The sequence below is a fragment of the Paenibacillus maysiensis genome (genome assembly GCF_000520815.1).
Taxonomy (GTDB): domain Bacteria; phylum Bacillota; class Bacilli; order Paenibacillales; family Paenibacillaceae; genus Paenibacillus; species Paenibacillus maysiensis.
The window spans coordinates 1-1,294 of record NZ_ASRY01000017.1 but is presented as its reverse complement, the minus strand read 5'-3'; the positions used below and the strand labels follow the sequence as shown (position 1 = coordinate 1,294).

Here is a 1,294-nt window from a genome sequence, read left to right as displayed (position 1 = left end):
ATCCCTTGTGCCAATAGGCAGAATGACATCCGTAAACGTATTTTTAATTTGTTCTCGCTTGGCTTCGGATCGTGCGGTATCTTCCTTGAGCAAATCATCCATTAGAACTAAGGTAGGACGATGATGCTTATAGTGAATACCTCGAAGTGAACCATCAATCCCACGAATCATAATACAGGAATCTAGTCCACCTTTACTTTTGAGCCATATTTCATTGTTGTTCCAGCGACTCCCTTTACGAATCCCAAAATCCTCAATCAGCATCTGATTTGTTTCCAGTTCATCTTTGATCATATCAAGGAACGGAAGAGCAATTTGCTCTGTTGCAGATATAATCAGCGTAAACTGTGATTTATCATAAAGTGTGGCATACAGCGGAAATAAAAAAGAACTGATCGTTGACTTTCCATGCTCCCTTGGGAGACCAAAGGCTGTAATAAGTCCTGTATTTGCAAGCATATGTTTTAACTCCGCGAATAGCTCACGATGAAACTTGCCAAATGCTCGATCAAAATATTTAGGGAAATAGGCTAAGGCGAAAAATTCAATGTCCATCTCACCGATTAGCTTTCTTAGTTCAGAGAAAGAGAACGTTTCGATCAGTTGTTTCATTTTGGACGGCTTGAAATGCTTCTCCATATACTGCTTAAGCAGTTCAGCTTGTCGATGTTCTTCTTGCTTTATCGTTTCAATCGGTATAACTCCTTTCTCAAATTCACTATAAAACCATCACAAAAATTTCTGCACCCTTTGCTGGCGGCTTCGTTTATCTACATAGAAGGCCCCCTCCCATCCACGACAAAAAGAGTGGCTGCTTACCACTCGATATTTGCCAAAGCTTCAGCCATATCCTGCTGTGTTGTTAAGGTATAGATATTGGTGGTCGCTACGTGATCATGTCCAAGGATTTGTTGGATGGTCGTCAATGGAGTCGTTTTTACCAACTTATAGCCAAGTGTATGTCTCAGCATATGGGGTGTGACCTTTACGTTGACCCGATCTCCATATTTGTTCAGGATCAGGTTAATCGCATTTCGTTCCAATGCTCCACGCTGCCCAATACATAGATATTCTGATTCACTGTGTGGTCTGACTTCAAGATACCGAGTAATGGCTTTTCGTACATCCTTATTTAATGGAATAGTACGAAAGGAATTCCCTTTACCGAACACCTTCAATAACCCTTTACGTTCGCTTATTTCTATATCCTTCAGCTTGATACCAACCAATTCGCTTACCCGTATCCCTGTTCCTAGCAGCAATTCAATCATACAGATATGCATTCGATTGCCCC

1 protein-coding gene and 1 pseudogene are annotated in these 1,294 nt (G+C 41.1%); both read right to left on the bottom strand.

Annotation, left to right across the window (positions count from 1 at the left end):
• Positions 1-639 (bottom strand): annotated as a pseudogene (locus L696_RS0101280) (phage terminase large subunit); the annotation flags it as partial.
• A 176-nt stretch (positions 640-815) separates the two neighbouring features.
• Positions 816-1,294: tyrosine-type recombinase/integrase (locus L696_RS0101275; protein ID WP_025682035.1), on the bottom strand; the 479-nt coding region annotated here is incomplete at its 5' end.